We start from the raw sequence: 23,406 nt of genomic DNA, 5'->3' as shown, positions 1-23,406 counted from the left end.
CAGAGTTCCACCTGCCGCTCCGGCTCGGTCCGCGCGGTGGCGAAGCGCCGGGCTCCAGGACTTGCTGCTTGCCGATGTCACTGAACTCATCCTATGTATCGGGCTATTCGGTTCGGATCCTCGAACATGCCTGTCGGCTGCGATTCAGGGATTGATCTGCCATTTCCTGTCACAACTCTAGACACGCTGTCGACCGGTACCCGTTAATACATCCGATGTTGCTGCTCCGGGTGTGCGCTGATGCACGGCCCGTCACGTCGTCACACCGTCACGTCTTCACACCGTCATGCCGTCACCGCGAACAGTTCCGTCGATCCACAGGAGTTGGCCATGTCCTCATCGAGAATGACTCGCCGTGCGTTTCTCGGCGCGGCGGGTGTGGCGAGCGCCGCTACCGCTCTGCCGCTTCTCCCCGGCTTCTCCGGCCTGCTGTCGCGGGCGTCCGCCGCCGACACGCAGAGCAACCTCAGCAGGATGGTCGACATGCGGTTCGGCATGTTCAACCACTTCAGTCTGGGCACGTTCACGAACCAGGAGTGGGCGGAACCCAACCAGAGCCCCACCCTCTTCGCTCCGCCGAGTGTGAACTGCGCGCAGTGGGCCGACGCGGCGGTCGCCGCGAAGATGAGTTACGGCATCCTGACCACCAAGCACCATGACGGCTTCGCCCTGTGGCCGAGCGCCCATGGCACCCAGAACGTCGCGAACAGCTCCTACAAACACGACGTCGTCCAGGCGTACTGCGACGCCTTCCGGGCGAAGGGGCTGAAGGTCGGGCTGTACTACTCGATCTGGGACCGCACCTTCGGCGTCGAGGCGTGGGAGAGCCGGCACCAGGTGAGCGGGCTCGAAGTCACCGACGCCATCCAGCCCGGCGACATGACGTTCATCCTCGGTCAGATCACCGAGCTGCTCACCAACTACGGCACGATCGACATCTTCATGACCGACGGTTATGCCTGGCAGATGGGGCAGCAGGCCGTCTCCTACCAGCGGATCCGCTCACTGGTGAAGGAGCTTCAGCCGGACTGCGTCATGCTCGACATCGGCGGACTGTCGGAGCCCTTCCTCAGCGACGCGATCTTCTTCGAGGAGCCGTTGGGCATCACGGCGCCGGCGGGCAACACCTACGCCGGGATGCAGGGACAGACCATCAGCAACGGCTGGTTCTGGCACCCTTCCACCCCGACCGAGGGCCTGTTGAGCAAGTCCGCGATCCTCTCGCACCTGGCCGACCTGGAACCGAAGTACACCTCGTTCATCCTCAACTGCCCGCCCAACCGCAACGGCCTGCTGGACACCAACGTCGTCAACCGGCTCGCGGAGGTCGGCGCGGCCTGGAGCCCCAACACCTCCAGGCCGCCGCTGCCCACCCAACTGCTGCGCGCCGAGCACCCGGTCACCCCGGTCAACGCGTACGCGACGGGCTTCCACGCAGGTGAGGGGCCGCTCAACGCCATCGACGGACTCAGCGACGTCCGCTACGAGACCTGCTGGTCGACCTGGGGACTGTCCCCGTCCCTGCCTCACTCGATCACGATCGACCTGGGCGGCGTGTGGAGCAACGTCTCCACCCTGGAGTACCTGCCCAAGCAGTGGAGCCGCAACAACTCCACAGACGGCGACATCACCTCGTACACCATCCTGACCAGCACCGACGGGGTCACCTTCACCCAGGTCGCCACGGGTACCTGGGCAGGGAACCAGAAGACCAAGCTGGTCGAGTGGCCCAACCGGAACGTGGGCTTCGTGCGGATCCAGGTCAACGCGGCCACCGGCGGCTACGTCAACGTCAGCGGCGTGCGGATCGGCGGCCGGTCGGTCAAGCCGGCCCTGGTGTCCACCGCGCTGCCCGGTGACAGCACCGTCTACCGGCTGGTCGCCCGGCACAGCGGCAAGGTCGCCGACGTGGAGAACGGGAGCACCGCCGACAACGCCAACGTCCTGCAGTGGCCCTGGCTCGACCGGCCGAACCAGAAGTGGACCTTCACCAGGACCGGCGACGGCTACTACCGGATCAGGGGTGTGGGCAGCGGCAAGCTCCTGGAGGTCGGGGGTCTGTCCCGCGCGGACGGCGGCAACGTCGGCATCTGGACAGACGCCACCGCCCCCCAGCAGCACTGGGCCGTCACACCCACCGGCAACGGGGACTACCTGCTCGTCAACCGCTTCAGCGGGCTCTCCCTCGCCGTCGACGAGGGCAGCACCGCCAACGGGGCCAACATCGAGCAGCAGCCGTACGCGTCGCGGACCGAGCAGCAGTGGCAGATCATCCCCTCCTGATCCACCTCTCCACTTCTCTCATCCGGTGCACGTACGTCTCCAGCCGGCCAGTCAGCCGGTCTCCGCCGCGTCCGTGGAGGGGCCGGGCGTTCGTGCCGCGAGTCCCTGGAGGAGGAGTTCGACCAGGCGCCGTGGGTCGTACCGAGGGTCGCTGTCGTGCCCGATGCAGAGGTTGCCGATGCCGCGCATCAGCTCGTACGCCTGCGTACCGGGCCTGATCTCGTCGGCGTCGGCCGCCGCGTCGAGCAACTGCGCGCAGACCGGCACCAGGCGGTCGAGGAAGTAGGCGTGCAGGGCGTCGAAGCCGCTGGTGTCGGACTGCATCGCGTTGGCGAGGCCGTGCTTGGTGACCAGGAAGTCGACGAACAGGTCGACCCACTGGCGGAGTGCCGCGAGCGGTGAGCCGGCGCCCGCCAGCAGGGTCGGGCCAGCCTCGGCGCAGGCCTCGACCTGGTGACGGTAGACGGCGACGACGAGATCCGCCCGGGTCGGGAAGTGGCGGTAGATCGTCCCCATCCCGACGCCTGCCCTGGCCGCGATCTCACGGATCGGCGCGTCGACGCCGGACGTGACGAACACCGCTGCGGCGGCGGTGAGCAGTGTCTGCTGGTTGCGCTGCGCGTCGGCCCGTTTGCCTCGGGTCGGCAACTCCCCTGGCTTGCCTGCAGAGTTCGCCACGTTCGCCACGCTGTCTTCCTCCGCCTTCTCCGCCTTCTCCGCCTTTGACAAAGCGGAACAGCGCTCCGTATCGTAAGCGGAGCAACGTTCCGCTTTGGCCTTCAGTGTAAGGGAAGTGCGCGTCATGAGGGAAACCCCTGTCCTCTCGATCGCCCCGATAGTGCTGCCGACCCCCGACCGAGCCGTCGACCTGCGGCTACGCGTCTCAGCGCCCGTCACCTCATCCGCCACCGGGAACGACGACCTGCCGGTCGTCCTCCTCTCGCACGGCCAGGGCTACTCGAACAACCTCTCCTCCCTCAACGGTTACGCCCCTCTCGTCAACTACTGGGCGGCACGCGGCTTCGTCGTCATCCAGCCCACCCACCTCAGCTCGACGACGCTGAACCTGCCCGCCGAAACACCCGGTGCGCCCCTCTACTGGCGATCACGCGCCGAGGACATGTCGCGCGTCCTCGACCGGCTCGACGAGATCGAGGCCGCCGTCCCCCAACTCCCCGGCCGCCTGGACCGGGACAGGATCGCCGTCGCCGGGCACTCCATGGGCGGACACACCGCCAGCCTGTTGCTGGGTGCCAGGCTCACCGACCCGCAGAACGGCGAGGAGGTGAACCTCACCGAGCCCAGGATCAGGGCGGGCGTACTGCTCGCCGCGCCCGGCCGGGGAGGCGACGCCCTCACCCCGCACGTCAGGGAGAACTGGCCCTTCTTCTCGACCACCGACTTCTCCCGGATGAGCACACCCACGCTCGTGGTCGCCGGCGAGAAGGACGACTCCGCCCACCTGACCGTCATGGGCCCGGACTGGCACACCGACCCGTACACCCTCGCCCCCGGCCCCAAGTCCCTGCTCACCCTCGTCGACGCGGAGCACGGTCTCGGCGGCATCTCCGGCTACGACGTCGCCGAGACCACGGACGAGAACCCGGCGCGAGTGTCCGCACTCCAGCGGCTCACCTGGGCGTACCTGCGCAGCGAGCTGTACCCCGGCGACCCCGCCTGGCGGACGGCCCGCGACGAACTGACGGCCGACGCCGACCCGCTCGGCCGGGTGGAGTCCAAGTGACCGGGTGACGGCGGACTCCAGGTGACCTGGTCACCGGAGGGTCGCGTGATCAGTACAGGCCCTTGTACGCCTGCCACCCCGTCGCGACCCTCGTACGGGGCCCGAACGACCCCTTCCCGTCACCGGAGTTGCGCCACACGTTGCCGGCCGTGTCACGGGACACGATGTCCGGCCTGGCGTCGCCGGTGAGGTCGCCGACACCGATGACGGCGTTGTAGTTCGAGCCCCAGTTGGCGGCGACCTTCACCCGCGCCCCGAAGCCGCCGGTGCCGGTGCCGTCGTAGCGCCACAGGGTGTTGGACCTGTCCTGGGCCAGGAGATCGCCCCGGCCGTCGCCGTTGAGGTCGCCGACGCCCACGATCCTCTTGTACGCCGACCAGTTCGCGGCGATACGCACCCGTGCCGCGAGCCTGTTCCCGCTGGTCCCCTTGTAGAGGAACACCTCGCCGGTGGACGCCTTGCGCGCGATCAGGTCGGGGCGGCCGTCGCCGGTGATGTCGCCCGGGTAGGTGAGGAGGTCGTACTGGTTCCAGCCGGTACCGAAGGAGGTGTAGCGGGTGCTGGTGGTGAAGGTCTGCGCGTGCGAGGTCCGGTACGCCCGCAGCTCGCCGCTGCTGTACCGGACGAGGATGTCGTTGTCGCGGTCGCCGTTCAGGTCGCCGAACGGGACCAGCGTCACCGTGGAGGGCCAGCCGGGGGCCGACATGGTGCTGCCGAAGGCGCCCTTCCCGTTGCCGGGAACGTAGCTGATGACCCCGGACGGCTTGAGGCCGACGACGTCGCCGATGCCGTCGGGCTCCCAGGAGTTGTTGATGTAGTCGTGGCGGACAGGGGCCGCCGTGGAGATGTTCACCGTGCGCGACACCGTCAGTCCCGCTCCGGAGCCGTCGGCGGGCGAGGCCGTCAGCTTGAACGTGTACGCGCCGTTGGGGACCATGACGCCCGCGGTGTCGCGCAGGTTCCAGTGCACGGTCGGCGCGCTGTCCGCCTCACCACCGGTGAACGTACGGATCAGGGCGCCGGTGGCCTTGCTGGTGATCGTGGCTTTCCAGGAGGTGGCGGGCCTGCTCAGCAGCCCGCGCCACTGCCACCACGGGTTGGTCTCCACGTCGCCGTTGTGCTTGTTGTCGGTCGCCTCGGACTCGACGATGCCGAGCGGCTGGGGAACGACTCCGCTGGGCACCAGATGGATCCGGTTGGCCGCGTCGACGTACGCCGCGGGTCCGCCGAACTTGTCCACGGTCCAACTCACGCCCCGCAGGCTTGAGTTGCCTGCGGCCAGGTCGCCGATCTTCCGGGTCGCCGCGCTGCCGTCGGCGAAGTCGGTCAGGAGCAGAGCCCCGGCCGAGGTGTCGTGGCGTACGAGATAGCCGTCGCCGAGCAGTGCCTCGCCGGACGGGACGGGGATGTTCTTCTTCGTCGTACGGTCCCAGACGCCCGCCGAGGCGGTGGGGCCGCAGGACCAGTAGACCCAGCGGCCGACGGTCTGGAGTTCCTTGGCCACGCAGGGGGCACCGGTGCTGACGGTGTCGGTCGCCTTGCCGGTCTTCAGGTCCCGGGCGGTGACGACACCCTTGGCGGTGCCCGGGGTCCAGAGCCTCGTTCCCCAGACGGAGGCTGCTGTGACGGAGCGGGTGAGGACGGGCTTGAGGTCGGTGTAGACGCCGAGGTCGCCGACGTACTGCTTGGCGGGGGAGGAGCCGTTGACGATCGCGTACCGGCCGGTGATGTCGAGGACGGTTCCGGCGGCCGAGGGGAGAAAGAAGAAGCCCGCGCTGTCGGTGTCGTCGAGGGACTGGACCGACGACCCCGACCCGTCGGGGGCGGAGTCGGGGTAGACCATCACCGTGCGCCCGTCCCCGGCGGAGTACGGGCCCGTCCTCCCGTAGCCTCCGAACATGTGCCAGGTCCGTGTGCCCGCGGAGTAGGTGGTGCCCGCCGTCGAGATCCGCCGGGTGAAGAAGCTCGTGTAGGCGCCGCCGTCGGGCTCCTCGGTGGCCAGGTTGCCGTTCTGCAGCGACAGCCGGTCGATCTTCGCGGCCACCGGCGGAACGGCGGTCACCTCCGTCAGCGTCGGCGCGTCCGCCCCCGTGGCGGAGACCCTCCGTACCGCCCAGTGCTCGGAGTCGGCGCCACCCGCGACCAGCAGGCCGCCGTCGGACGTCGGGGTGACCGACGTGTTCGCGCGCCGGAGGAGGGTGAGCGGGTCGCCGCCCGCCAGCGGGACGGCCATGAGCGGCCGGCCGGCCATGTCGCCCAGGTCGCTGGAAGCCGGCGCGGAACGGGCGACCACCAGCCAGCGCCCGGCGATGCCCAGGTAGGGGTTGCCGCCGGTCCCCGGAACCGTCACGGTCGTCTCGGCGGCGGACAGATCGGCCCGGTCCAGCACATGGGCCTTGGTGCCGGAGGCATACCAGACCACCCGGTCGGCGCTCAGCGCGACGGATGTCGGCGCCGTGGACACGACCACGTCGCCGGTGACCTTCGCGGCGGCCAGGTCCACCAGCGCCAGGTGCCGCTCGCCGCCGAGGGCGTAGCTGATGACGGCGGTGTCGCTGTCGCCGCCCAGGGCCGCGAAGTTGGTGGTGATCCCGGTCGGCCAGCCGGCGACCGTGGTGCCTTCGGCGGGCGCCCCCTCGCCGTACAGCCACAGCGTCCGGTCGCCGCCGGTGTCCCGCGCCTGGGTCAGCACGTGCCTGCCGTACGTGGCCAGGTACGTGCCGTGAGTGAGGGCGACATCAGTGGCCGTACCGGCGGCCATGTCCCGCAGGACGACCTTCCCGGTGGGCGAGACGACATCGGCCACGGTGTCGGACGACGAGCCGAGGTACGCCGGGAGGTCGAGCCGGGAAAGGGCGCCCAGTTCGGTGGTCGCACCGGTGTCGTACGACGTCCACAGGTAGCCCGGCCTGCCTTCCTGGGCGTGCAGATAGCCGCTCGGGCCGGCGACGTACGAGTGGTCCCGGCGCGGTACGTAGCGGTCCGACTGGAAGACGGTGTCCGCTGCCGCCGCGACGGCGGTCTGCGCGCCCGCCGGGACGGAGAGCGGCCCCGGACCGGCGGTCACGGAGAGAACGGCGAGCGCGGCTATGACGCCACGAGCGCAGGTACGACCTGCGGTACGACCAGCGGGACGGCCTGCGGTACGACGGGCCAACGTGGGCCTCCTGGGCAGAAGAAGGTCCAGCCCCCCGGCCGTACCCCAAACGACGGCCCGAGGCTAACAGCCGCCTCTGACACCTCCGTTACCAGGTACGGGTACCGCTGCTGGTCAGGCGCTCCGCTCGACGGTCCGGGCCAGGATTCCCAGGGTGGCCCGCAGCGCCGACTCCTGGAGGATGGGGAAGATCCCGGCGGCCCGGTAGCGCTCGTGGATGCGGCTCCAGTCGTAGTACGAGGTCACCTCGGTGCCTTCCGCCGTGGGGCGGAGCCGGTAGCCGAAGTGGTGGTTGACGGAGGGCTGGAGTTGGGGGGACGTCGGGGTCCACTCGATGAGGGTGTCCTGCTCGAACCGGGTGATCTCCACGGTTACGTCGTACCGGCCCAGCGGCCGGTCGTTCAGCGCCTCGCGGTCCATGTGGACGACGAAGGAGTCCCCGGCCGCGCGTACGGCATCGCCGTCGGCGGCCTGCAGCATGCCCGAACTGTCGATCGCCACATGCCCGTCGGGGTCGCAGAGAAGGCCGAATATCCGGTCCGCCGGCGCCGCGATGGCACGAGTCACCTCGAACCGCTCGACCTGCTCTGCCACCTGTGCCTGGTCCGTCGCCTGTGCCTGGTCAACCTGGTCCGCTGTCATGATTTTCCGCGCTCCGTCTCGTCGCTTCTGGTGGGCGGCCGGAATTCTAGTGCGGCCCTAGCTTCCGGCCCGGCTGTACCGGGCGGCGACCAGCGCGATGTCGTCCTCCGGGTCGGTGGGGGCGACCTGGTCGAGGACCAGGTCGAGCAGTTCCTCGGGGGCCGGGCAGCCCCGGATACGGGTGAGGCGGCGCAGGGAGGCGTCGATGTCCTCGTGGCGGCGTTCGATCAGGCCGTCGGTGTAGAGGAGAAGGGTGTGGCCCGGCTCGCAGGGCGCCGTGAAGGAGACGTAGCGGCTGTGGCCGGTGCCCAGCGGCGGTCCGGGCGGTACCGGGAGGAGTGTGGCCAGGCCGTCGGGGCGGAAGACGACAGGGGGAAGGTGACCGGCACTCGCGTAGGTGCAGATGCCACGACGTGGGTCGGCGATGGCGATCAGACAGGTCGCGGGGCGGTCGGCGCCGGTGGTGTGCAGCAGGTGGTCCAGTTCGAGCAGGATGCGGTCGGGGCCGGGTTCGCGGGCGGCGACCACGCGCAGCATCGCCTGGTAGCGGCTCATCGCGACGGCGGCCTCCAGGCCGTGGCCCATCACGTCGCCGAGGGCCAGCAGCGTACGTCCGTGGTCGAGGGCGACGGTCTCGAACCAGTCCCCGCCGACGAGTACACCCCGTCCGGCGGGCCGGTAACGGTAGGCGACGTCGACGTCGGGGTGCGGCCGGCCCGGCTCGGCCAGGAGGGCGCGCTGCAGCTGGACGACGGCGTCGTGCTCGGTGGTGTAGCGGCGGGCGTTGTCCAGGCTGATGGCGGCCCGCCCGGCCAGGTCCTGGGCGATCACGGCGTCGGTCTCGTCGAACAAGGGCGACTCGCCGGCCCGGATCATGGTGACGGTGCCCACGTCGTGGCCGCGGGCCGTCAGCGGCACGATCAGGGCGGAGTGGATGCCGGCGGCCAGATAGGCGGAGACGTTCCCGGTGTGGGCTCCGGCGCGGCCCATGTCCCCCTCGTCCATCAGGTTGTCGATCACCGGTCGCCCGGCCGCCAGACACCGGACGACGGACGAGGCGGGCTGGTGGTCGACGTACTCGCCGGGCCGGCCCAGCGGCCGCATCACCGTCTCCAGCTCGGGCACCGCCGCGAGTGCGGCCCGGCGCAGCCGCAGCGAGCCGTCGCGGGGCGCCCGGCTGGTGCCGTGCTCGGGGAGGACCTTCACGCTTGCGGCGTCGGCGAGCTTCGCGACCAGGAACTCGGCCAGCTCCTGGCATGTGGTGTCCATGTCCAGGGTGGTGCCGACACGGGTGGCGGCCTCGTCGAGCAGGGCGAGGCGCTCGCGGGCCCGCTCCAGCTCCCGCTGCTCCTGTCGGGCGGCCGAGATCTCCAGCACGATGCCGACGATGCCGAGGGTCCGGCCGTCGTGCCTCAGCCGGTGGTAGGCGCCGTGCCAGTAGCGGCGTTCCAGAGGCGAGTCGGCCTGGGTGTGACCGCTGGAGATCGTCTCGCGCGGGACGCCGTCGTCGATGACGGCCAGCAGTACGTCCTCGCGGGCCTCGACACCCGGGACGACCTCGGCGACGGTACGGCCGATGTGCTCGGCGGCCGGTACGCCGTTCATCTGGGCCATGGTGGCGTTGACGTACCGGAAGCGCAGCTCGGTGTCGAGGACGGCGATGGCGGCGGGCGTCCCGTCGAGAATCTGCCCCAGCAGCTCACGCGCCCGCGCGGACCAGACACGCCAGAAGCCCGGATCGTCCTCCGGCGCCTCCACGCCCAGGCCCTCACCCTCACCTTTGCCCGCGCCCACGTCGCCGGCCCGCTGCCGGTCCACTCCAGCATCCGATCACGAGTCGGGGGTGAGCGCATGTGGAGGGGCGGGAGGGCTCCCGTCCGCGCACACGGGTCGTCGTACGACACCGCGCTCCGGCATCGGCTGATACCGGAGCGCGACGGTCGGTCCTTGTCGGTCCTGGTCGGTCCGCCGGTTCGCCTACCACCAGTCCGTGCACTGCACCGCCTGGCCGCCCCCGCCGCCGCAGGCGCGGAACCGGTAGTTCGGGCTGTTGTCCGTCACCTTCGCGGCGCTGGTCAGCTGATTGCCGTCGCGGCCGGCCTTGAAGGGGCCGCACTGGACGTTGACATCCCTGCCGTTCAGCGTCCAGTCCATCCAGACGTCGTCCCCCGCACGCGGAACCGTGAGCGCGGCGAATCCGTAGACATCACCGTCGATGCGGGCCGCTCGCATACTGATGCGCCCGACGAGCCCCTGCGGGTCGGAGGGTCGCAGTATTTTGTCCCCCGGTCCGGCCGGGACACCCACCAGGCTGTCGGAGATGTCGCGGAAGCCGTTGGCTCCACGCTCGCAGTCCGACCGGGCCGCAAGTGCGGTACCCGGCGCGGCGATGGTGATTCCGCCTGCCAGCAGTACGCCGGCGACGGCAGTGCAGGCTGCTTTGGCAATTGCCCGTCTGGTCATGACGATGCCTTCCCCTTGGACGACGAACAGCGAGTACGGCTGTTAGCCAACCAGCGGGGGACGGCATCGCTCTCCTGGCAGGTGTCAGGTTGTGCTGCAGCGATGGCTGTGCGTGTGCATGACCTTCGGACTCGTTGACGTCAGTTCTGAACTGAGAGCAGCAAGGTCAGCCGCGCTGAGCGGTGTCGTAGACGGCCTGTGCGGTCTTGTCGAACGTCGGCCCGTACATCGGGCTGCCGCCGTGGCCCTCGCCGTGGCTGTTGACCGAGACCACGGTGCCCTTGCCGGTGGCGGAGTCGAAGCCGGCGAGCCAGGGACCGCCGCTCGCGCCGCCGCCGAGGTCGCACGGGACTCGCTGCTCGCCTTCGGGGGCGCTCTGGGTGGTACCGGCGCAGTACAGCAGCTGCTCGCCCCGCTGGGGACTGGTCGCCGGATAGCCGAAGGAGGTGACCTTCAGACCGGCCGGCCGGCCGAAGGCGATCTTCTGCGCCCCCACCGCGTCAGTGAGCTGCTTCCCGTACGCGGGGGTGGCGACGACCATCGCCGCCACGTCGTTGACGGTGTCCTCGGCCCAGGAGCGCGGTGTCACGGTCGTCTTGACGGCGTAACGGCCGTACGGCGTCTTGCCCTTGGCGTAGCCGGGGGCGAACACGATGTCGCTGTGGGTGTTGGCGGGCGACGAGCCGAGGCGCGCGCAGTGCGCGGCGGTCATGATCACCGAGTGGTTGCCGCTGGTGACGGCGCTGGCCGTGCACCAGGTGTCCAGCCCGTCCGAGTCGGTGAAGAAGAGCCGGCCGATGCTGGGGATGCCCTTGCCGGTCCAGGGCTTGCTGAGCGGTCCGGTCGGCCCCAGGTCGACGTCGCGGCTGACCTGCTTCATACGCGCGGGCGTCCAGTACGAAAGGGCGGCGGTCCGCTCCGCCGCCGTATAGGTGACCGTACTGACCTGCGCGGTCGCGGGTGAGGCCGGGGCCGCCAGGGGGCCGGCCAGGGCCAGCAGAGCGACGGCGAGACCGGAAGCAGTTCGGCGCACGTCTCGGGACGGGCTGGGCGACATGGGCGTCCTCTCGGATGATCGGGATCAGGAGATCACCGGGAAGGATGCGATTCCGGCGAGCGGGGTGCACCCACCGTCCGATTTCTTGGCCACGCGGCCACCGGCCGGGGCCATCTCGTCCGGTCCCCCCTTTGGCCCGCGCCGGAGCCGGAAGGCGAGTACGTCCTCCAGGAGTTGGTCCTCAAGAATCTGACCGCGAGCAGACGTGGCGTTGTTGTCAGTGGTGGCGTGCATGATCGGCGTATCACTTCTTCTACGGGGGCGGGGCACATGCCGATCACGAACCAGCAGGCAGCGGGGCACGCGTTTCTCGGGCTGATGTACGAGGACTCGTACTACCCCGACCACGTCGTCGACAAGGGCAGGACGATCCTGGTGCGGCTCTGCGAGCGGATCGAGGCTGAGCAGCCGTCGGATCTGCCGGCCCTGTACGTGCTGACCCAGGCGGCGACGGAGGAGTTCAACCTGCTGGAGGGGGAGTTCGAGGCGGCCGGGAGCGAGATCGAGACGGTTGCCCGCGAGGAGATCGGCGAGAACTTCTGGTTCGTCGCGCAGGCCTACGGGTTCACGGACGCGGACGTGGAGGAGCTGATCGCCACCCGGGAGTGGTGAGGGGCAAGCCGCCCGCAACGGCAGGTTCGTGCGCGGCTACGCTTCACGGCACAGCCGCTGTGGAGCAGGACCGGGGGAGCTACCAGTGAACCGACCACTGCTGTTCCTTGACGTGGACGGGCCGCTCAATCCCTATGCTGCCCAGCCGGAGAGGCGCCCCGACGGCTACATCACTCTCAGAGTGCCCCACGGCGGCGGAACCTCGGACGAACACCGAGGACTTTCGTCCCGGCGGCGCCCCTTGCGGGTCTGGCTCAACCCGGAGCACGGGCGATCACTGCTCCAGCTCGGTTACGAACTGTGCTGGGCCACCACATGGATGGACAAAGCCAACCAGTGGATCGCCCCGGTGCTCGGCCTTCCCGAACTCCCCTTCGTCGACTTCGGCGACGCGCTGTTCCAGGACCGCCCCGACGGGATCCACTGGAAGACAGGCCCCCTCGTGGACTACGCCGACGGCCGTGCCTTCGCCTGGGTGGACGACGAACAGAGCGACCTGGATCAGGCATACGTGGCCGCCCACCACCACGGGCCCGGGCTCCTGCACCACGTGAATCCGCGAATCGGCCTGCTCGAAGACGACTTCCGCACCCTCGCCGACTTCGCTGGGTCCCTGGACACTCCACAGGCCACCGGCTGAGGGAGGCAGGGGTCTTGGCGTCGGCGGTGTCGTCCTTCGTGTCTGCGACGCGGAGGACGACACCGCCGCCGGGGATCCGACAGTCAGACCTTGATCACATGGGCGCTCGTGCCGCACAGCATGAGGAGATCCTCGGGGTCCGAGGTCAGGACGGTCACCGGGGCCGGTGAGGCGAGTGCCGTGGCGGCGACGATCGCGTCGAGGGCGTACTTGTGCCCGTGCAGGCCTGCTGCGGCGAGGAGCCTGCTCGCGTGACGGGCGATGGCCTCGGTGGGCGGGACGATGTTGACGCGGGAGACCGCGTGGTCGAAACGGGCCTGGCTGGTCCTGGGATCGCGGGCCTCGACGAGGGTGACGGAGCTGACGACGACGCGCATGTCCTCGGCTTCGGCAGCGGCGAGCCACTCGGTGAGCTCGGGTGTGCGTCGTACGACACCGGACAGACCCTCGCAGTCCAGCACGAGCGTCCCTGTCACGCGACGTCCGCCGGGTCGGCCGTGCCGCCACGCAGCAGCGCCCGCCTGGCTTCGACGGCGGCCTGATCGACCGGGCCGTGTTCGGCTTCGGCGTCTTCGATGAGTTCGCGCAGCCGCTCCCGTTCCAGCTGGCGCTGGATGAGCGCTTCGACGTACGCGGACATCCCTCGTTTGCCGGTCCGCTCCTTGAGAGCGGCGATGGTGCCCTCATGGAGAGAGACGGAGACGGGGCGGACGGGGCCTTCGCCGGGGGCGGGGGGTGTGGCCATGACGTCACCTTAACAAGAGTTTTGTTATTCAGGTTGGTCGCGCACTCGTGGCGGGCCGTTATGAGGAAGGCTCATCGCACAGAGAGACGGACCCGCAGTCTCCGAATGGATGGTCAGCGCCACTCGGCCGGAATGCCGGCCACCTGCTCCAGCAGGTCCCAGTCCTTCGGGCGGGAGCCCGGTGAGCTCCATGGGGCACCCTGACCGACCCAGTAGCCGCGGTAGTTGCGGAGCCCCATGACACCGATGTCGCTCATGCTCGGCTCGTTGCCGCAGCACGGGCAGATGGCACCCTCATTGGGCCAGCCCTGCTCCCAGAAGGGTTCCACTCCGTCGTCGTATCCACAGACGCGGCAGACGGTCTCCCACTCGGGGCCCGGCGGACTCCCAGGTTCGGACGGCATGCGGTGGCGCCACTCTCTGCTCAGCGGAACTCGTGAACTACCTGGATCTCGCCGACGATGTGGTCATTGAGGTCGTCCAGTTCCTCGGCCGGAATCCAGAGTTCGAGAATCGTCCGCCCGCCGGCCTGCTGGACGGGATACCGGCTCAGGAACTCCGAGTCGACCTCGAACCGGGTGACGAAGCCGGCACCGTCGTGCTTCACGTTCCAGTCGCGCGCGATTTTGATCGCGTAGTCCTCGTTGAGGACCGGGTAGAAGATCGGCTGCTCGGGAAGCCGAGGCGGCCACGCCCGCCAGTTCAGATCGCGGACCAGGTCCAACTCCTTTGGGCCGGTGGGGCGCCAAAGGGTGGTCGTTGCTTGCGGGCTGGTCATGCGCATCGCTTTCTGAACCTCTGAACTTGTGAACCGCCGGGCCGCTGTGGCCTCAACCGCGAGCGACGCGACCGAACTCGCCGACCTTGGCACCGACCAGGAAGGCATGCCAGCCGCCGGGGCCGAAGGTGAGCAGCGGGCCGCCGACGTGGCCCTTGCTGTCGCGTACGGCTCGGCCGCCGGTGGCGGTGTCGGCGACCTCTACGCAGTTGTTCTCCGCACCGGAGAAGGACGACTTTCGGAAGGGGCCCACAACCTCGGTCACTGTGTGTCTTCCTAACTGCTTCGCAGTGCACCCCGGATGAGTTTCGCACTCGCGTCCGGTGCTAGTGCAGACGATCGTAGTAGGTCGTACACATTGGCGTAAGCCGCGAGATCCTCCGCTCCTTCGAGGACCGACGCGCCCCGCAGGTTGTCCAACGTGACCGCTTCGACCGTCGGCTCCGGCTCGAAGCTGAAGGTGGAGAAGGCGGAGGTCGAGGTAGCCAGCGCCCCCGCACTGAACGGCAGTACCTGCACAGTGACGTTCTTCCGCTTTCCGATCTCCAGGATCGCGGACAGTTGCGCCTGGTGGATCTCCACGCTCATCAACGGGTGCGCGATGACCGTCTCCCAGAGGATGGCGGTGTACGTTGCCCCGCCCTCCTCGATCTTCGCCTGCCGTGCCTCTCGCACCTTCACCAACTGGGCAACCCGCCCGGGGTCGATGTAGTTGGGGCTCGCCGCGATGATCGCTTCGGCATAGGCGGCGGTTTGCAGGAGACCAGGGACGAGGGTCGGCTGCCATTCCCGGATGTGCGTCGCGTCGTCCTCCAGCGCGATGTGGTCGAGGTAGTCCGGCCGCAGGTGCTCGGCGTGTTCGAGCCACCAGCCGCGCCGGTGCGACTGCTTGGCCAACCCCTCAAGCCTGTCGCGTACTTCCTGGTCCGTCACGCCGTAGGCATCGAGCAGCAGCCTGACGTCGATGACGCGCGCACTCGTCTGGCCGCTCTCAATACGGCTGATCCTGGCCTGACTTGTGGCGATCACCTCGGCCGCCTCGGGCTGGTCGAGCTTCGCGGCGTGCCGGTACCTCTTGAGCGCTGCGCCCAGGCGCCTGCTGCGCACGGTCGGCCGTCCCCCTGCGGGCATGAGCCCCTCCCCTCCTATCGACGGTCACAGTGCCATACCGGGCATCATCAGTGCCTCCGATTCACACGATAGAGGTAATCGACTGCATGTATTCAGTCGTTCTCATTGTGCAGGTGATGAATGTCCGCCTAGCTTCGTGGCCAAGCGCCGCCGCAGAGCGCGAACTGCACTGCCGTCAGGGGGTACCGCCATGCCCGAACCCACCTCACCCCAGCCCCACCCCCAGCCCCACCAAGCCACCACCTTCCGCGTCCCCAAGCACCTCAGAAACGTCCCCGACGCCCGCGCCCAGGTCCGAAAGGTCCTCGCCGACTGGGGCCTGCCCGCCGAACTCGCCGCCGACGTCGCCCTCGTGGCCACGGAGTTCGTCACCAACTCCGTACGGCACTGCGAGGTGAGTTTCGCGCTGGTCGAGGTGACCCTCGTACTCCACGCCCGCCATGTCCTGCTGGAGGTCTCCGACCCCGACAAGGAGAAGACCCCGACACCCCGCCCCGCCGGTCAACAGGACGAGGACGGGCGCGGGTTGGCCGTCATCGCGGCTCTCGCCGGGCACTGGGGATACGACCTGCGCCGGTTCACCAAGTGCGCCTGGGCCACCTTCCCGATGCCGCGACCGGAAGTCGCACCCGCGTGCTCGGGCTGACGGCACGACTGCTCACCAGGCTGGCGGCCGCACTCCGCCCCCGCCCGCCACGCCCACCAGTCATCCCCGCCCTCACCCGGCCCCCACGCACCCCGGACCCGTACGTCTGGACCCTCCCCAACCCCCACGACGCCCGCTGGCGACGCCGGCACCGCCGTACGCAAAACACCTCACCGGCAGACCGAACCGCCCCCCTCCTGCCCGAAGAGGCCTGCTGGCAGCTGCCGGTACGCAGCTCACCCCGCCCTCCGGAACGCGCGCCGCACGACGACGTCGTACGCCTCTAGGTGATCCAGGCCCTCGGCGAGGAACGGCGCCCTGCGGCAGAGGCGCGGTCGAGGCCGGACCCCTTCGGGCGGGCGGTCGATGTCAGTGGCGGGATTTAGGGTGCGGTCGGGAACCTGGAAGAGCGTGACGCCCTGGCTCGCAGGACGAGCACGACGAGGACAGGAAAGCGGGCCGAGATGGGTTTTGAAGGTCAGGTCTGGCGGCTGCGGCGCGGCGACGACTCGCTCGGCGAGATCGTGATCGCCGAGGCCGACTTCCCCTGGCTGAGCGGCCGTTTTGTACCCGAACCCGCGTTCGCGGAGGTCGAGTCGTGGTTCGTCGAGACGCTCGCCCTCATCGAGGCGGAGCGGTACGACGAGTTCGAGGACGCCTACGACCGCATCGCCCGCGCCCTCACCCTCGTAGCCCCGTCAGGCCCCGTTGCGGAATTCCTTCTGCACATTGAGGGCGACCAGGCCTGGTTCCGCTGGAGTGACGAACGGAGCGACGAACCCTTCGGCGAAGCGTAGGGCGACGGGGCTTCGCACCAACATCAACAGGAACAAAACCTTCCACATCTCGTCGAAACTCGAACCCATCCGCTCTACAACCCTCTATCTGCCCCAGAAGTCTCTGTGCGTGAACCATGAGGTTCTACGGTATTCGCGGGTTTGCCGTGACTGCCGCTGGGCAAGCGCCCGCCGTTCCGCTGTCGGCCGTCGTCGCCGTTCTCGGGGCGTGGTCGGTCGGGGTGGGCGAGCTTTGCGATGGGGGAGATCAGGTGTCGATGCAGGGTGCGGACAGTGGGCCGCCGATGCGCGGGCGGGTCGTGGGCGGGATGCAGAAGGTGATCCCGTCGCCGCGCCAGCCCCTCCCGCTCGCCGCGACCGAGCAGCCGCGCGGGCCCATCGGGACGACGAAGAAGCCCACCCGGACGGCCGCCAAGCACGCCGCCATCCCGGGGCGCGGCGACCGTCGGCTCTACGCCATCGACGGGCTCCGTCTGCTCGCCGCCGTCGTCGTGGCCCTCCACCACTACGCCGGAACCTGGCGGGTCAACCAGCCGGGCAACGTGATCTGGGACCGGCCGGCCTCCGACATCATGCCGACCTGGTTCCGGTTCTCCGCCTACGGCTGGATAGGCGTCGAGATCTTCTTCGTGATCAGCGGGTTCGTCATCTGCATGTCGTGCTGGGGGCGCACCCCTCGGCAGTTCTTCACCTCCCGCGTGATCCGGCTCTACCCGGCGTACTGGTTCGGCATCATCTTCACCTCCGTGGCCCTGATCGCCATGCCCGGTGTGTGGCCGCGGCACCGGGCACGTGACATCCTGCTCAACTTCACGATGATGCAGTCCGGTTCGTTCGCCCCGAACGTCGACAACGTGTACTGGACCCTCTGGTCGGAGCTTCGTTTCTACCTGCTCTTCATGGCCGTCGTCGTGACCGGGCTGACGTATCGCAAGGTCGTGGTGTTCTGCTGCCTCTGGGGCGCCGCCGCGATGATCACGCCGGCGGCCGGCTTCCGCCCGGCGACGCTGATCATCAACCCCGAGGGTGCCTGGTACTTCATCGCCGGCCTCGCCCTCTACCTCATGTACCGCTTCGGCCAGGACCTGCTTCTCTGGTGCATCCTCGGTCTGGCCTGGCTGATGGGGCAGCGGGAACTGGGGCATCGCATAGACACGGTCGAACGGGTCTCCAGCTGGCGCGGAAGCGTGCTGATCTTCACCGTGTTCCTGCTGGTGATGGTCGCCGTCTCGCTCGGCTACACCGACCGTATCCGCTGGAAGTGGCTGGTCACAGCGGGTGCGTTGACCTACCCGTTCTATCTGACGCACTACCTCGTCGGTACGACCCTCATCAACCGGCTGCGCGACACCATGGACGCCCGGCTCCTGGTCGTCTCCGTGATCGCCGGCTTCCTCGTACTGAGCTGGCTGGTGCACAAGCTGGTGGAAGCACCCCTGGCGCGGCTGATGAAACGGGGACTGGACACGTCGTTCGCGCGAATGCGCAACGCCTCGTCGATGTCCTGACCGAGTCGCCGCCCCCCTGCCGAAACCCCGGGTCACCCTCCTGGCCCGGGGTTTCTTCCTGCCGTCGTCCGTCCTGACTGTTCAACCTGCGTGCACAGCAGGGGCGTTGACCCGCCCCCGATGCGCCAGCAGAATGAGCCGCGCGTTCGTGAGAGCGCTCTCAGTTCAGTGGAGGAGACCCATGAACGGCAGAAACGGCAGGTCCGGCGAGCCCGTCAGGTCCGGCGGGTCCGGTAGGTCCGGCGGAGAATCCGACACGGGAGACGCGCCAGGCCCCGCGCTCAGCCGTCGCACTCTCATCGGTGCCGCCGGCCTCGGTGCCGTCGCGCTCACGGCCACCGGCATGGGTGTGGCGGGTGCGGAGGGTGCCGACAACTCCCGTACCGGATACGGGAGTTCCCTCGCGCCCGCCGAGCGCCGCGCCCACTCCTTCCTCGCCGCCGCCATGGACGCCTATCCCGACCACGGCGACATCCGCCTCACCCAGAGCTACACCGACCAGGCGGGCCTCTTCAGCACGGCGTTCACCTACGACAACGCCCTCGCGGTACTCGCCCACCTCGCCACCCGCACCGAGGCCGGCCTGCGCCGGGCCGTCGCCCTCGGGGACGCCCTGCTGTACGCGCAGTCGCACGACCCGGTGTACGACGACGGCAGACTCCGCCAGGCCTACAACGTCGGGCCGTACGTCTTCTTCGACGGGGCCCCGCAGCCCGACGGGTTCGTGCGGGCCGACGGCACCGCCAACGTCGGCACCCAGTTCGGGTTCACCGGAACCGCCGTGGGAGACATGGCCTGGGCCGGGATCGCGCTCGCCGCGCTGGCCCGCCGGACCGGGAAGCGCCGCTTCCTCGACGGCGCCGTACGGATCGGCACCTGGATCCAGGTGAACGCCGGCACCGAACAGCCCCTGGGCGGCTACAAGTTCGGCGTCGACGGTGGCAACGCGAAACTGCCGTTCAGCTCGACCGAGCACAACACCGACCTGGTCGCCCTCTTCGGGCAACTCGCCCTGCTCACCGGGGACCCGGTGTGGCGGCAACGGCGGGCGACGGCACGGGCGTTCGTCGAGAGGATGTGGGAGCCGGCCGGCCCGGCGGGCGCCGGGTTCTTCTACACGGGCACCAACGACGGCGTGACCGTCAACAAGTCCCCGATCCCCGAGGACACCCAGACCTGGACCCACCTCGCCCTCAACTCCCGTAAGTACACGGGGTCGTTGGACTGGGCCGCCACCGAACTGGCCGTCCTGGACCGGGCCGACCGCACCAACAGCACGGTGCCCGCCGGACAGTCGTACGAGGGCGTCACCTTCAGCTCCGCGAGCCTGCTGGCGAACGAGGGCGCTCCCATCGCCGAGTTCCAGCCGAAGCCCGACCGCAACGGCGTCTGGTTCGAGGGGACCGCGCACCTCGTCCTCGCCCTCCGGAACCGCGCCGGACACGGTGACGAGGCGCGCGCCCACCGGCTGATCGCCTCCGTCGAGCGGGCCCAGGAACTCCTCGGCACGGGCCAGACCGTGGGCACCCGGGCCCTGCCCGAACGCGCCGGGGTCGTCTCGGCGAGCAGCCCCCTCGACACGGGCTTCGGCTTCGGCTACTACCCGTACCGCCACACGGGTGCCACCGCCTGGTACCTGCTGGCGGCGACCCGCACGAACCCCCTTCGCGCGTAGTGGCCCCCTACCCGGGGGGCATGGAAAGCGGCGGGGCCGGGAAACCGTAAAGGTCTCCCGGCCCCGCCGCTTTCTGGAAAGGCATTTCCTGGCGTATGCGAGAAGGAATTTACTGAAAGCCGGTTTCCACATTCTTGGCCCGTCGAGTAACGCCCGGAGCGGTGGCTCGCGCCGTCGAGGTGCTGCCGCCGAGCGAACCCGCCACGGCGACACCGAGTCCGGCGAGGGCGAGCGCGGCGCCGACCCACAGCGGGGAGACGAAGCCGTACCCGGCGGCGAGGGTGAGGCCGCCGATCCAGGCGCCGAGCGCGTTGCCGACGTTGAAGGCGGCGATGTTGGCGCCGGAGGCCATGGTGGGCGCGTCCGAGGCGTACTTCATGGCGCGCGCCTGGAGTCCGGGCGCCGCGGAGAGGCCGATGGCGCCCATCAGCAGCAGGGCCACGATCGTCGCGATCTTGTTCTCCGCGGTGACGGCGAAGAGGGCCATGACGACCGCGAGGCCGGCCATGGCGCCGATCAGCGTCTTGTTCAGGGACTTGTCGGCCGCCTTGCCACCCAAGAAGTTGCCGATGAACGTGCCTGCGCCGAACAGGACGAGCAGCCACGGCACGGCGCTGTCGGAGAACCCGCTGACCTCGGTGAGCGTGAAGGCGATGTAGGTGTAGCCGCCGATGACACCGCCGAAGGCGAGGATGCTCAGCGCGATGGAGACCCACACCTGACCGCGCCGGAACACGGCGAGCTCGGTGCGCAGGTCGGTCGGCGCGGAAGCGGTGCTGCGCGGGACCAGGGCCTGGATGCCGGCCAGGGTGACGAAGCCCAGGATCGTGATCGCCCAGAATGTCGAGCGCCAGCCGAGCTGCTGGCCCAGGAAGGTGCCGAGCGGCACGCCGAGCACGTTGGCGGCGGTCAGTCCACCGAACATGAGGGCGATGGCGCTGCCCTTCTTGTTCTCGGTGACCATGTCGGACGCGACGACGGCGCCGACGCTGAAGAAGGCGCCGTGGCAGAGGGCGGCGACGACCCGGCCGACCATGAGCAGGGAGTAGGTCGGGGCGACCGCGGAGATCAGGTTGCCGACGATGAACAGGGTCATCAGCCCGACGAGGACCTTCTTGCGGTCGAAGCGGGCGATCGCGGCGGTGAGCCCGAGGGCGCCGATCGCGACGCTCAGGGCGTAGCCGGAGACCAGATAGCCGGCCACGGACTCGGAGACGCCGAAGTCGTCTGCCACCTCGGGCAGCAGTCCTACGATCCCGAACTCCGTGAGGCCGATACCGAAGCCTCCCAGAGCCAGGGCGATAAGCCCGACAGGCATGAGAAAACCCTCCGTTGCGATGAATGGCTGCGCTGAGACGAGTGGCCGCGCCGAGACGAGTGGCCGCGCCGAACGACGAAGCGTCGACACATCGAAGTATCGCGGAACATCGATATGAACTGTCAAGCCCGCCCGGAGGGGTCTCCGCTGCCGGTGCGGGGCCCCCGGCGACAGGCGGGGGAGGCTCGTCGCAGGTCAGCAAGCACCCGGCGATCGGGTGACGTATCGCTTATCATCGATGGATTAACCGCACAGTCGCACAGCTGCACGGCACGGATCTGCCTCGCACATGCCCCGGCACATGCCCCTGCACGTGCTGCCGCATCAGCCCCGTTTCTGTCCCGCACCAGTCCTACGCCCGGCTCGGAAGGCTCATGACGACTCACGACCTGCCCACGACGGGCGACCTCGCCTCGCTGCTGGAACCCCTCAAGGCGCTCGCCAACCCGGTGCGCCTCCAGGTGCTGCAGTGGCTGCGCGACCCCGAGGACCACTTCCCGGTGAACCCGGAAGTCACCGACCCGCGCAGGGTCGGTGTCTGCGTCAGTCACATCCAGGCCAAGACGGGCCTCGCCCAGTCCACGGTCTCGGCCTACATGGCGTCGCTCGAACGCGCGGGTCTCGTCCGCTCCACGCGCGTCGGCAAGTGGACCCACTACCGGCGCGACGAGGAGAACATCGCCCGGCTCGTCGAACAGCTGCGTGCCGGCGTCGGAAACACCGAGGGTCTCGACCTGCTGGAGACGGTCTCCTGACCCGCGGTTCCTCCCGCGGACTCCTTCGCCGTGGCCTTCGCCACGTCCTCGGGTCCGTCCGTCCTCGGGTCCGTACTCCGGTACGTCCGCCACCGCTCCCCCCAACCGGACGGCGTACCCTGTCGCTCACCTGTGAGTCGCTCACGGACGATCTGCCAGGCATCGTTTTCGGACCGCTGGGTAGCGTGCACTGTTGGTGGGCGTCGCGGACATGGCTGGAGTCCGGGGCTCCGGCCGAAAGCCGTAGGGTTGAAGCCCTAGGGTGTTATGGATAAGAGACGTACTCAATGCGTACTTAATACATCCTTACTGTAAACAGATAGCATCCGACCGCGATCGTGTACGTCGGCGGCCGGAACGAGGTGGGTCTGGTGGGTGGCATGGCGGTGGAACCGCGTATCGCGGTGGCCGTGGTGACCATGGGAAACCGGCCCGTCGCGCTGAACGCGCTGCTGGAGTCGATCGCCAAGCAGGACCTCGCCCCCGACCGCATCGTGCTCGTCGGCAACGGCTGTCCACTGTCCGAACTCCCCGGCCTCTCCGGTGAGGTCACGACCATCGAGGTCGACGAGAACCTCGGCTGCCCGGGCGGCAGAAACGTGGCCCTGGCCCGGCTGCGTGAGTTCGGCGACATCGACGTCGTGGTCGACCTGGACGACGACGGCCTGCTCATCGACCCCGATGTACTCACCCGCGTACGGGACTTGTACGCCGCCGACCCCCGACTCGGCATCGTCGGCTTCCGGATCGCCGACGAGAACGGCGTGACCCAGCGCCGCCACGTCCCCCGGCCCGGCGCGGGCGACCCGATGCTCGGCGGATACGTCACCCAGTTCCTCGGCGGGGGCCACGCTCTGCGCATGGAGATGCTCGACCAGACCGGCGACTGGCCCGCCGCCTTCTTCTTCGCCCACGAGGAGACCGACCTCGCCTGGCGGGCCGTCGACGCCGACTGGAAGATCCTCTACGAACCGCGTCTTCTGCTGCGCCACCCCAGCACCTCGCCCGCCCGGCACGCCATCTATCACCGGGTCACCGCCCGCAACCGGGTCTGGCTGGTCCGCCGCCGGCTCCCGCTGCCGCTGATCCCGATACACCTGGCCGTGTGGATCGCGATCACCGTCCTGCGCGGCGGCTCCACCCGCACCCTGCGAGCCTGGTTCGCCGGCTTCGTCGAGGGGCTGCGCGAACCGGCCGGCGAACGCCGCCCGATGCGCTGGCGAACGGTGTGGACACTGACCCGGCTCGGCCGCCCGCCCATCCTGTGAACCGGGGGCTCTCCGCGAGCCCCCTCACCAGGCATGCGGCACACGGCACGCGATACGAGGGCCCCGGTCGTCACCTCTGGCGACCCGGGCCCTCTCGCGTATCCGGACCCGGCCGCGACGGCGACACTCCCCCGAGCTGCGCGACATACGCGCGCACCCTCGGGCCGGCTCCGTTGAGGTGATCACA

At 69.3% G+C, this 23,406-nt stretch carries 24 protein-coding genes; 10 read left to right on the top strand and 14 right to left on the bottom strand.

The window, feature by feature from the left end:
* The first annotated feature begins 330 nt into the window (after positions 1-330).
* Complete coding sequence (locus OG241_RS24600; protein WP_405817928.1) at positions 331-2,283, top strand: RICIN domain-containing protein; 1,953 nt, start codon at positions 331-333, stop codon at positions 2,281-2,283.
* Between the two features lie 51 nt (positions 2,284-2,334).
* Here the strand turns inward: OG241_RS24600 and OG241_RS24595 are convergent, their stop codons facing one another.
* Positions 2,335-2,961 carry a TetR/AcrR family transcriptional regulator gene (locus OG241_RS24595; RefSeq protein WP_405817926.1) on the bottom strand — a complete coding sequence of 209 codons (627 nt, stop codon included), beginning with the start codon at positions 2,959-2,961 and terminating at the stop codon, positions 2,335-2,337.
* A 124-nt stretch (positions 2,962-3,085) separates the two neighbouring features.
* Between OG241_RS24595 and OG241_RS24590 the strand changes: the two genes are divergently transcribed.
* Positions 3,086-4,027: an alpha/beta hydrolase family protein gene (locus OG241_RS24590; protein ID WP_405817924.1), complete on the top strand. Its 942-nt coding sequence runs from the start codon at positions 3,086-3,088 to the stop codon at positions 4,025-4,027.
* A 49-nt stretch (positions 4,028-4,076) separates the two neighbouring features.
* On the opposite strand, the gene OG241_RS24585 is transcribed toward OG241_RS24590, so the two are convergent.
* From OG241_RS24585 to OG241_RS24560, 6 genes are all read right to left on the bottom strand, one after another.
* A complete protein-coding gene (locus OG241_RS24585; protein ID WP_405817922.1) occupies positions 4,077-7,184 on the bottom strand; it encodes an FG-GAP-like repeat-containing protein in 3,108 nt (1,035 codons plus the stop codon).
* A gap of 114 nt (positions 7,185-7,298) precedes the next feature.
* Positions 7,299-7,826 (bottom strand): SRPBCC family protein, encoded by a 528-nt coding sequence (locus tag OG241_RS24580; RefSeq protein ID WP_405817920.1) that lies wholly within the window; start codon positions 7,824-7,826, stop codon positions 7,299-7,301.
* A 57-nt stretch (positions 7,827-7,883) separates the two neighbouring features.
* Positions 7,884-9,644, bottom strand: a complete 1,761-nt coding sequence (locus tag OG241_RS24575) for a SpoIIE family protein phosphatase (protein ID WP_405817918.1) — start codon at positions 9,642-9,644, stop codon at positions 7,884-7,886.
* A gap of 159 nt (positions 9,645-9,803) precedes the next feature.
* Entirely contained in the window at positions 9,804-10,289 is a 486-nt protein-coding gene (locus tag OG241_RS24570; RefSeq protein ID WP_405817916.1) for a hypothetical protein, read from the bottom strand.
* Between the two features lie 166 nt (positions 10,290-10,455).
* Positions 10,456-11,346, bottom strand: coding sequence for a trypsin-like serine peptidase (locus tag OG241_RS24565; RefSeq protein WP_405817914.1), 891 nt, complete (start codon positions 11,344-11,346; stop codon positions 10,456-10,458).
* A gap of 24 nt (positions 11,347-11,370) precedes the next feature.
* Positions 11,371-11,580 carry a hypothetical protein gene (locus tag OG241_RS24560; protein WP_405817912.1) on the bottom strand — a complete coding sequence of 70 codons (210 nt, stop codon included), beginning with the start codon at positions 11,578-11,580 and terminating at the stop codon, positions 11,371-11,373.
* A 36-nt stretch (positions 11,581-11,616) separates the two neighbouring features.
* Here OG241_RS24560 and OG241_RS24555 point away from each other — a divergent pair, with 36 nt between their 5' ends.
* Positions 11,617-11,958 carry a DUF5713 family protein gene (locus OG241_RS24555; RefSeq protein WP_405817910.1) on the top strand — a complete coding sequence of 114 codons (342 nt, stop codon included), beginning with the start codon at positions 11,617-11,619 and terminating at the stop codon, positions 11,956-11,958.
* 85 nt (positions 11,959-12,043) lie between these two features.
* Complete coding sequence (locus OG241_RS24550) at positions 12,044-12,598, top strand: hypothetical protein (protein ID WP_405817909.1); 555 nt, start codon at positions 12,044-12,046, stop codon at positions 12,596-12,598.
* 83 nt (positions 12,599-12,681) lie between these two features.
* Here the strand turns inward: OG241_RS24550 and OG241_RS24545 are convergent, their stop codons facing one another.
* From OG241_RS24545 to OG241_RS24520, 6 genes are all read right to left on the bottom strand, one after another.
* On the bottom strand, positions 12,682-13,074 hold the full coding sequence (locus OG241_RS24545; protein WP_405817907.1) for a type II toxin-antitoxin system VapC family toxin: 393 nt from the start codon (positions 13,072-13,074) through the stop codon (positions 12,682-12,684).
* The gene (locus OG241_RS24540) at positions 13,071-13,343 is read right to left on the bottom strand and encodes a hypothetical protein (RefSeq protein WP_405817905.1); all 273 of its coding nucleotides are present in this window, start codon (positions 13,341-13,343) and stop codon (positions 13,071-13,073) included. The genes OG241_RS24545 and OG241_RS24540 overlap by 4 nt, the downstream gene beginning before the upstream one ends.
* Before the next feature lie 113 nt (positions 13,344-13,456).
* Positions 13,457-13,747 (bottom strand): hypothetical protein, encoded by a 291-nt coding sequence (locus tag OG241_RS24535; RefSeq protein ID WP_405817903.1) that lies wholly within the window; start codon positions 13,745-13,747, stop codon positions 13,457-13,459.
* 20 nt (positions 13,748-13,767) lie between these two features.
* Entirely contained in the window at positions 13,768-14,121 is a 354-nt protein-coding gene (locus tag OG241_RS24530) for a hypothetical protein (protein ID WP_405817901.1), read from the bottom strand.
* A gap of 52 nt (positions 14,122-14,173) precedes the next feature.
* The gene (locus OG241_RS24525; RefSeq protein ID WP_405817900.1) at positions 14,174-14,386 is read right to left on the bottom strand and encodes a DUF397 domain-containing protein; all 213 of its coding nucleotides are present in this window, start codon (positions 14,384-14,386) and stop codon (positions 14,174-14,176) included.
* Positions 14,387-14,397: 11 nt separating this feature from the next.
* Positions 14,398-15,252: a helix-turn-helix domain-containing protein gene (locus tag OG241_RS24520; RefSeq protein ID WP_405817898.1), complete on the bottom strand. Its 855-nt coding sequence runs from the start codon at positions 15,250-15,252 to the stop codon at positions 14,398-14,400.
* Between the two features lie 190 nt (positions 15,253-15,442).
* Between OG241_RS24520 and OG241_RS24515 the strand changes: the two genes are divergently transcribed.
* The 4 genes from OG241_RS24515 (at position 15,443) to OG241_RS24500 (ending at position 19,878) form a co-directional block, all read left to right on the top strand.
* Entirely contained in the window at positions 15,443-15,898 is a 456-nt protein-coding gene (locus OG241_RS24515) for an ATP-binding protein (protein ID WP_405817896.1), read from the top strand.
* A gap of 464 nt (positions 15,899-16,362) precedes the next feature.
* Positions 16,363-16,695, top strand: coding sequence for a hypothetical protein (locus OG241_RS24510; RefSeq protein ID WP_405817895.1), 333 nt, complete (start codon positions 16,363-16,365; stop codon positions 16,693-16,695).
* Positions 16,696-16,946: 251 nt separating this feature from the next.
* A complete protein-coding gene (locus OG241_RS24505) occupies positions 16,947-18,203 on the top strand; it encodes an acyltransferase family protein (protein WP_405817893.1) in 1,257 nt (418 codons plus the stop codon).
* A gap of 181 nt (positions 18,204-18,384) precedes the next feature.
* Complete coding sequence (locus OG241_RS24500) at positions 18,385-19,878, top strand: Tat pathway signal sequence domain protein (RefSeq protein WP_405817891.1); 1,494 nt, start codon at positions 18,385-18,387, stop codon at positions 19,876-19,878.
* A 109-nt stretch (positions 19,879-19,987) separates the two neighbouring features.
* Here OG241_RS24500 and OG241_RS24495 read toward each other — a convergent pair whose 3' ends face one another.
* Positions 19,988-21,196, bottom strand: coding sequence for an MFS transporter (locus OG241_RS24495; RefSeq protein WP_405817889.1), 1,209 nt, complete (start codon positions 21,194-21,196; stop codon positions 19,988-19,990).
* Positions 21,197-21,570: 374 nt separating this feature from the next.
* Here OG241_RS24495 and OG241_RS24490 point away from each other — a divergent pair, with 374 nt between their 5' ends.
* Positions 21,571-21,951 carry an ArsR/SmtB family transcription factor gene (locus OG241_RS24490; protein WP_405817887.1) on the top strand — a complete coding sequence of 127 codons (381 nt, stop codon included), beginning with the start codon at positions 21,571-21,573 and terminating at the stop codon, positions 21,949-21,951.
* Positions 21,952-22,331: 380 nt separating this feature from the next.
* Positions 22,332-23,219, top strand: coding sequence for a glycosyltransferase family 2 protein (locus tag OG241_RS24485; protein WP_405817885.1), 888 nt, complete (start codon positions 22,332-22,334; stop codon positions 23,217-23,219).
* The last annotated feature ends 187 nt before the right edge of the window (positions 23,220-23,406 follow it).

It is taken from the genome of Streptomyces sp. NBC_01390, assembly GCF_045040105.1.
Classification (GTDB): Bacteria; Actinomycetota; Actinomycetes; order Streptomycetales; family Streptomycetaceae; genus Streptomyces.
The sequence above is the reverse complement of the archived record's forward strand: the minus strand, read 5'-3'. Positions and strand labels throughout refer to the sequence as shown.

Coding starts and splice junctions, on each gene's coding strand:
- OG241_RS24600 (WP_405817928.1), top strand. CDS start 331: ATGTCCTCATCGAGAATGACTCGCCGTGCGTTTCTCGGCGCGGCGGGT.
- OG241_RS24590 (WP_405817924.1), top strand. CDS start 3,086: ATGAGGGAAACCCCTGTCCTCTCGATCGCCCCGATAGTGCTGCCGACC.
- OG241_RS24580 (WP_405817920.1), bottom strand. CDS start 7,826: ATGACAGCGGACCAGGTTGACCAGGCACAGGCGACGGACCAGGCACAG.
- OG241_RS24570 (WP_405817916.1), bottom strand. CDS start 10,289: ATGACCAGACGGGCAATTGCCAAAGCAGCCTGCACTGCCGTCGCCGGC.
- OG241_RS24565 (WP_405817914.1), bottom strand. CDS start 11,346: ATGTCGCCCAGCCCGTCCCGAGACGTGCGCCGAACTGCTTCCGGTCTC.
- OG241_RS24560 (WP_405817912.1), bottom strand. CDS start 11,580: ATGCACGCCACCACTGACAACAACGCCACGTCTGCTCGCGGTCAGATT.
- OG241_RS24555 (WP_405817910.1), top strand. CDS start 11,617: ATGCCGATCACGAACCAGCAGGCAGCGGGGCACGCGTTTCTCGGGCTG.
- OG241_RS24540 (WP_405817905.1), bottom strand. CDS start 13,343: ATGGCCACACCCCCCGCCCCCGGCGAAGGCCCCGTCCGCCCCGTCTCC.
- OG241_RS24535 (WP_405817903.1), bottom strand. CDS start 13,747: ATGCCGTCCGAACCTGGGAGTCCGCCGGGCCCCGAGTGGGAGACCGTC.
- OG241_RS24530 (WP_405817901.1), bottom strand. CDS start 14,121: ATGACCAGCCCGCAAGCAACGACCACCCTTTGGCGCCCCACCGGCCCA.
- OG241_RS24520 (WP_405817898.1), bottom strand. CDS start 15,252: ATGCCCGCAGGGGGACGGCCGACCGTGCGCAGCAGGCGCCTGGGCGCA.
- OG241_RS24515 (WP_405817896.1), top strand. CDS start 15,443: ATGCCCGAACCCACCTCACCCCAGCCCCACCCCCAGCCCCACCAAGCC.
- OG241_RS24510 (WP_405817895.1), top strand. CDS start 16,363: ATGGGTTTTGAAGGTCAGGTCTGGCGGCTGCGGCGCGGCGACGACTCG.
- OG241_RS24500 (WP_405817891.1), top strand. CDS start 18,385: ATGAACGGCAGAAACGGCAGGTCCGGCGAGCCCGTCAGGTCCGGCGGG.
- OG241_RS24495 (WP_405817889.1), bottom strand. CDS start 21,196: ATGCCTGTCGGGCTTATCGCCCTGGCTCTGGGAGGCTTCGGTATCGGC.
- OG241_RS24490 (WP_405817887.1), top strand. CDS start 21,571: ATGACGACTCACGACCTGCCCACGACGGGCGACCTCGCCTCGCTGCTG.
- OG241_RS24485 (WP_405817885.1), top strand. CDS start 22,332: ATGGCGGTGGAACCGCGTATCGCGGTGGCCGTGGTGACCATGGGAAAC.